The organism is Xenorhabdus sp. TS4 (assembly GCF_014467265.1).
Lineage (GTDB): Bacteria > Pseudomonadota > Gammaproteobacteria > Enterobacterales > Enterobacteriaceae > Xenorhabdus > Xenorhabdus ehlersii.
The window spans coordinates 106279-113236 of record NZ_NKHQ01000013.1 but is presented as its reverse complement, the minus strand read 5'-3'; the positions used below and the strand labels follow the sequence as shown (position 1 = coordinate 113236).

Genomic DNA, 6958 nt, shown 5'->3' with positions numbered 1-6958 from the left:
GGAGATTTCAAAATGGGCACTCGTTTGTTCGAAAGTCAACGAATGCTTGTCCTTGTATGCCAGTACTCTCTTTCGAAAATCTAAGCTGTAGCCCATCTCATTTTATGCCTTGTCATTTTAGATTTAGATATTATGTCATATTAATATGATTTAGCTATAAGTTTCATCCATTCGCCATCGGTGTCCAACCGCCGGTTTACTGCGCCGATAACGTTTGATAATCAGGGGAACCAACCGATGAACCCAGCGGGAGAGCGTGGAGTGGTCGACGGCAATTCCACGCTCGGCCATCATCTCTTCCAGATTTCGTAAACTCAGGGCATAAGCGAGATACCAACGGATGCACTGAGCGATAATATCAGTAGGATAGTGGAGACGTTTGAACGTTTTTCGGATAAGGGACATCAGGGCGTTCTCAACCAAAAATGACATGTTACCTGAATATTTCCGCTTAATGCGACAGAACCGAAAATGTTGCCTTCCACGGGGGGAGTGACCGAACTTGGGCTGAGACAGGCATCGGGGATTCCTACAATTGGAATGATGGAAATTCTTTCATCTATGGTCAGACTTCAGTTAACACCAGCTTCAATAATTTTGCAGACAGCTATGAGGTGAGTGCAAAAATTGGTCTAAGGGTGACATGGTGATTAACCTGAGCTTAATATATGGTCTTCCCCAGTATTGCAAGAGAGCTTTTCAGACAAAAGAACAAGGTAGCTTACGTATATCCGTACATGAACTCCCGCTTATGTGCAAGATAAGTTCGTTGAATGACGGTCATAACTGCGTTCGTACATTCGGCTTCTGTGTTTGCAGGTTATTTTCTGCTGAGCCATGATGGATATATGCACACCTGCTCCTTATCGGCCTTCAGACCTTTATTCACTCTTGGTCGTCGGATATATCAGATTTTGCAGGTGTCGGTTTGACCGATCTTCCATCTCACTTTTCCTGCGCAATTAGCAAGATCAATACAGCTAAAATAAATTTCATTCCTTTGTGATTATGGTGTCACTCTGAACTTTTCTTCACCCGTTAATATCACCCATGATATTCTGGCGATCTTATTTGCCAGCGCGATAGCCACAATATTTACCGGACGGCGCTGTATTAGTTTTTTATCCACTCACCATAGTTATCATGTCTTCGGTTTATATGGTAAATCACGGCTCTGGCGCCCTGAACCAACAACTTACGGATATGACCATCACCCCGTTTCGTTATGCCAGCGAGTCGGTTTTTTCCACCACTGGAATATTGTAGTGACACCCCGTGGGTTGAGTTTTTTAAAGCGTGAACGACAGTATTAATGCTGATATGTAATACCCGTGCGGTATCACGGATACCGGCATTATTCATGGCGAGATCAACAAGTTGCTCTTTTATGCCTATCTGGCATGCTTTATAGGCGTATTCAAGTTGAAAGGTTCGTTTGCAGGATAAACAACGGTAACGTTGATGGCTCGCATCGCCTTTACAGTGTTTTTTGACAAATTCAGTTTGTTGACAAAATCGACACTTGACTTCAATGGTTGCCATTTAATTTTCCCGAAAAAATAGCGATTATACACGAGCATCAACGGATTGAATACATGATCTTTTATTGGAGGTTGCTGCCTGCCTTATTGCTTATACATTCCAGCCTAAAAAACCGAGCTTGAATCTACGGGATAATGAGATCGCTATTTTTAAACAAAGCTGAGGTTAACTATTTAATACATAACCTATATTTTTATGGTGAATTTTATATTTAAAAAAACTTTAGCCTAAAAAAATTTTAGGGAAAAACATTCACAACAATAAAGTTATTTTTTAATAAATCACCTATTTTTTTATTATCATCATTTCTTCTGTTTAAATATTGATTATTAATTTAATTAAGTGTGATGTGTAAGTATAAAGCTAAAAAACCCTTTTCTAAAATAGACATTAATTTCCAATTTAAAATGTTGATTATATTTATACGGTATATATTTCATCTGAAATTAATCTAACACTTTTAAGAGGTGATGTAATGACAACACTTACAATAACTCCTGACAATAATACAAAGGTTATCAAAGGCCAACCATTTAGTGTCAATGTAAAGATAGTTGGTGAAACAGGTATGATTCCGGGTATTACAACAGCTAAAGTGACTAAATCAACCGGAGCGACATTATTAAGTATAATGCCCGGTCTAGTTTCTCAGGGAGTTTTTTCCCAAACTTTAATATTTATGGCTGACAAAAACGCTAAAACTTGTAACATCGACTTCACTATTAATACAGAAGATAATCCCAAATTAACAGCTAATTATATCATTGATAACAATCCAGACTTTATATTAGAGACATGTATACTGAGAGGCGCATCGGTTTATTTGTACGACCCAAATCCGATTGGATTAAAGGGCATTGGACCTACTAGTAACAATCCATTTATTTCGGCATCTATCAATCCAACAGTAAGAAAAAGTGGCCCAATTTCAAACTATGAAATTCCGCTTAGAGTAACAGCACCCCTGCGAATATATATAGAGAGTAGCCATGAGGAAATATTACCTTACCATATAGACAAAGAGAATAGTTATTATTATTATCTGATTAAGAAAACCTCAACCGAGGCCGTGAATCTAAAAATTTATGCAACTCAAGATGTACATAAATTTGTTGAACTTGATGTAGTTGAAGAAGGTGTTCAACAACAAGTCATATTTGTTACGACAGAGCTAACTCAAGAGTCCGACAATCTTTTACCACCAAAGATTGAAGAATCTATGTATTCTTCTACTTTAACTAGGCCAGCGCATACAGATAATTTTACGTTCATGATACCAGCCTACAAAGGTGCCAAAAGAGGTGATTTTATTATTGGTTTTGTGACAGATGACAAAACGAATCTCTTTAAGCAAGAACTTTTCATAGCGCAGATAACAAATAATAACGATGAATTTTATAAATTTGAAGCTCCTTATAGCGACTTGTACTCGGGGGATAATCATATAAGTTATATTGCTCTTCCCGAAACAGGCTTTCCAGCAAGATCCAACCTTCATTTCATAAATTATGATAACGGTGGTATTAATGGCCCGAGTTCTAATGATGAAAACAGAACTCTAGTTGAACCCGAGGTATACGATCAAGACGGGCAATTTATTAGTCTATATGATCCAATTAATCTCTATAGCATCGGTCAGAAAAAAGGCCTTGAAATCAGATTGCCATCTGACCCTAACGATTACGACCATACTATAGCCGCCGGTGATAAGATAACAATTACCGCCTATATTTCACGTTGCATTGATACTCTACCGGAGAAAAATCGTCCGCTGCCGATTACGGTTCTTCCAAATCATATTGTTAATAAGAATGAAATACCCAATGGCTATTTTAAGTTTCAGCTAACTGCTGACAAGTTAATTGGGTATGCTGTTGCAGATGATTACGATGTAGGGTTAATCACAATTGTCTATAGTCGCCTTGCTCCGGCCCAAAAATCGAAACTTTATACCAGAAGCTTTGGTACTGTTGCACTTTAACCAGAATAGATGACTGTTAAGAAATATTCTTCTTTATATAGGAAATTCTAATATGTCAGTGAATAATATAATAATGGATGAAGTGCTCATCCCTCCGAGTTTACCACAAAGCCGTAATAATATTATTGATGAATCAGAACTAGATCAAAAAAAACTAGTAGTTATAATCAATAGACATGAAAAATTTCGGGTTGGATATAAAATAATTGTTTACCTGACTTCAAGTATATTCTCAATACCATTTTTCATTACAGACGAAAATATCGATGATTTAACATACCAAATAACTATTCCTTTTTCTGAGATTCCTCCCGGAAGTTATAATGTTTTCTACATTGTTACTGATTTATTATATATGGAAACTAAATCTGGTAGTACTCCTGTCTCAATTAATTACTCAGCCTCTCCGCAGACTCCGCAGACATCTCTTGAAGCTGCTCTAGTGATAACTGGATATGAACCAGTCGGTTATGAATATGAAATCCTAACAATTCAGGTTTACGATAAACAAAAGAATGAATTAATTAAAAATACTGATTTTCAGTATAAATTAATTCAACCCGTTAATATCATTGACGTTCCTGAAATTGGTTCAAATCCTGATACTAGATATTCAATGACTACAAACGAATATGGAGAGTTTAAAATAAATCTAAAAGGTCAAAAATTTGGGCATTGTATTATACAGGTGACAATTAACAATCTTGTTGGTAATATAAATCATACTATGGGAGAATTTTAACTATGGCAATGCAGACACTTTTATTTCCGGCTATAGAGAATGGTGCACGTGTGTCGTTTTTCTTTCAAAGAGTATCTCCATATTATTATTTCGTACAGTTAAAAGACAGTTCTACTGGAAGGCCTTTCACCACTTGGAATTATCAGTCTCCTGACTATGGAGTTGCTGGTTCATTTGCTTATGAGGGAGCACCTGGAAATCTAATATGTACAGTGGATTGCCTACAAAGCCCCCGTCTTGATAATACATGGGCTGAAAACATAATAACACCTAATCCGGAAAGTCCAACTTATGGAACAGTCTATAATGTTGCCTTTAATGATTATAGTGGTCCAATTCAATTCTCTAACTTTTTTATTTCTCTGGTAAGCTGGCCGCCAGTCCCTCCTATGGTTCCCGTCCCACCCCCTCCCATGAATATCTGATGGTGATTACCGTGGAATAATTCTCCACGGTTTCATTCTTATTGAACTAATGAATGCAATTTCTGAGAAAGGCTATAGTAGGCATCTTTCTCGCCAAAGGAAAATGGAGAATGTAATGAGCGGTGCGCTGGGCAAAGCTGTACTGATCTTGCGGGTGAAAGTCCCGTCGTAGAAAGGGATTAGCCAGACCACTATGTAGCGAGTCTTGCGTTTCCGGCGGTAACAAAGGAGACGAAGCGTAGACAGCGAAACACTCGAGCCGAAACCAAAAGGTGAACGTGATAGCTCCGAAATACATTTAATCGTGTGTGCCGATAGTATCGTTCAGCTAGCAGGCAGCAGCGTCTGAATGGTCACACTGGCAAATATCCATTCAGCAGTACACACCGGAGCCGCAGGCGTCGGCGAGTTTGTAGAGAACAGTGCGGAACCCAGGAGATCCTGATATTTCTCAATGGAATGAGTATTTCGGGCACAAGTGCCAAACACAAGGCCTGAGAAATGAATATCAGGAAGTCGGAGTCAGCCATAGTAGCAATGAAGCGAGTAATGACCGTGGAGCGAAGGGCTGGCAGACAGATCGAACGTAAGAGGGCAACAATGACCGTACACAGCAACGACGGGTTATCATGGTTAACAAAACTTGAGCGTATAGGCGAGAAGTCAGCAGGTAACAAACAACGGGTGTTCAATAATTTGGGGCACCTGTTGAACAGTGACATGCTGAAAGGGCAATTTCTGCGGCTTGACGGGAATAAAGCCGTGGGTATCGATCGCATGACAAAAGCCGCTTACGGTGAACATCTTGATGAGAATATCCAAAATCTCATCCTGCGGATACGCAGAGGGACGTACCACCCGAAAGCCGCCCGGATCACTGAAATTCCAAAAGAGGACGGCAGTAAACGGCCTTTAGCCATTTCGTGCACAGAGGACAAACTTATCCAGCTTGCAGTCAGTGATATCCTCAGCCGGATTTATGAACCGTTGTTTATGCCTTGCTCCTACGGTTTCCGACCGGGACTAAATTGTCATGCAGCATTAAAGGCACTACAGCAGCAAACCTACCGTAACGGGAAGGGTGCCGTAGTGGAAATTGATATCCGAAAGTATTTCAACATGATACCTCATGATGAGTTAATGAATATACTGCGGAAGAAAATATCAGATCGCCGTTTCCTCAGATTGATCGAAGTATTAATCACGGCGCCCGTCATAGTGGATAAAGAGACATCCCGCAATGTGCGCGGGTGTCCGCAAGGTTCAATTCTGTCACCGGTATTGGCTAATATCTACCTGCATCATGTAATAGATGGATGGTTTGATGAAATCAGCCGTTCACATATTCACGGGCGGGCAGAGATGGTGAGGTATGCCGATGACATGGTATTCACCTTCCAGTACCCTAGCGAAGCCAAACGTTTCTATAAGGTGTTACCCAAAAGACTGAAGAAATATGGGCTGGAATTACACAGTGACAAATCGCAATTAATTCCCGCGGGTCACATAGCGGCAATGAGAGCCAATCAGTCAGGAAATCGCCTGCCCACGTTTAATTTTCTGGGGTTTACCTGCTATTGGGGGAAAACACGAAAAGGGCACTGGCGGCTGAAATTAACCAGCCGAAAAGACCGTTTTGCAGCCAAATTGAAGGGACTCAGAGACTTCCTTTGGAAGAATCTGAATACAACCGACAAAAGGCTTACCTTGAATATCGTCATCAGGGTAATCAGAGGCTGGATAAATTATCATGGTATATCTGATAATCAGAGACGAGTCGGGCAGTTTATCTACCAAAGTACGCGAATAATCTATCGATGGTTCAACCGTCAAGGAGGACGTCGCCGACTGACGTGGAAGAAGCTGAATCTGATCTTGAAAATGCTGGGTTATCCGTCCAGATGGAAAACACATTCAATGTTCAATTCTCGCTGAATATGTGTGGGGACACGGGTCTGTCGGGAGCCGGATGCGGTAGTTCCGCACGTCCGGTTCTGCGGAGGGGGCTGTCTGGGTAACCGGACAGCTCTACTCACCCATCCCAATCACTTAGCCCTTGGCACCATGCTGGAATTGAGAGGTGAGGCGTGGATCCTCTCAATTCCAGCCTTATAGTGCCTAAGCGGGAAGCCTGTTGCTCCCTGATGACGGGAGGATCCACCCATGAAATTTACTCATAACTGAATGCCACCTCCTGCGGAGGTGGTCATCGACAGATTGGCTCTGCCAGTAAGGCTACTCATGGGAAAATCCGAACTGTTATCCCCA

The 6958-nt window shown here is 40.7% G+C and carries 5 protein-coding genes and 4 pseudogenes; 5 read left to right on the top strand and 4 right to left on the bottom strand.

The features are described from left to right. From Xets_RS28350 to Xets_RS24305, 4 pseudogenes are all read right to left on the bottom strand, one after another. Positions 1-96 (bottom strand): annotated as a pseudogene (locus Xets_RS28350) (transposase); the annotation flags it as partial. 60 nt (positions 97-156) lie between these two features. Further along, positions 157-405, bottom strand: a pseudogene (locus tag Xets_RS08595) (transposase); the annotation flags it as partial. A gap of 758 nt (positions 406-1163) precedes the next feature. Next, positions 1164-1263, bottom strand: a pseudogene (locus Xets_RS28345) (transposase); the annotation flags it as partial. After that, positions 1259-1542, bottom strand: a pseudogene (locus tag Xets_RS24305) (IS1-like element transposase); the annotation flags it as partial. The pseudogenes Xets_RS24305 and Xets_RS28345, both read right to left, overlap by 5 nt. Before the next feature lie 475 nt (positions 1543-2017). Between Xets_RS24305 and Xets_RS08585 the strand changes: the two are divergent. The 5 genes from Xets_RS08585 to ltrA all read left to right on the top strand — a co-directional run bounded on the left by Xets_RS08585 (position 2018) and on the right by ltrA (position 6625). Further along, complete coding sequence (locus Xets_RS08585; protein ID WP_187651457.1) at positions 2018-3523, top strand: hypothetical protein; 1506 nt, start codon at positions 2018-2020, stop codon at positions 3521-3523. 52 nt (positions 3524-3575) lie between these two features. After that, the gene (locus Xets_RS08580; protein ID WP_255430582.1) at positions 3576-4265 is read left to right on the top strand and encodes a hypothetical protein; all 690 of its coding nucleotides are present in this window, start codon (positions 3576-3578) and stop codon (positions 4263-4265) included. A 2-nt stretch (positions 4266-4267) separates the two neighbouring features. Next, positions 4268-4690: a hypothetical protein gene (locus tag Xets_RS08575; protein ID WP_187651456.1), complete on the top strand. Its 423-nt coding sequence runs from the start codon at positions 4268-4270 to the stop codon at positions 4688-4690. A gap of 422 nt (positions 4691-5112) precedes the next feature. Further along, positions 5113-5280, top strand: coding sequence for a hypothetical protein (locus Xets_RS08570; RefSeq protein ID WP_187651455.1), 168 nt, complete (start codon positions 5113-5115; stop codon positions 5278-5280). A 10-nt stretch (positions 5281-5290) separates the two neighbouring features. After that, entirely contained in the window at positions 5291-6625 is a 1335-nt protein-coding gene (ltrA, locus tag Xets_RS08565; protein ID WP_187651454.1) for a group II intron reverse transcriptase/maturase, read from the top strand. Positions 6626-6958: the final 333 nt, after the last annotated feature.

Bases quoted from the DNA above. Each gene is read 5' to 3' on its own strand.
- Xets_RS08585 (WP_187651457.1), top strand. From the start codon at position 2,018: ATGACAACACTTACAATAACTCCTGACAATAATACAAAGGTTATCAAA.
- Xets_RS08580 (WP_255430582.1), top strand. From the start codon at position 3,576: ATGTCAGTGAATAATATAATAATGGATGAAGTGCTCATCCCTCCGAGT.
- Xets_RS08575 (WP_187651456.1), top strand. From the start codon at position 4,268: ATGGCAATGCAGACACTTTTATTTCCGGCTATAGAGAATGGTGCACGT.
- ltrA (WP_187651454.1), top strand. From the start codon at position 5,291: ATGACCGTACACAGCAACGACGGGTTATCATGGTTAACAAAACTTGAG.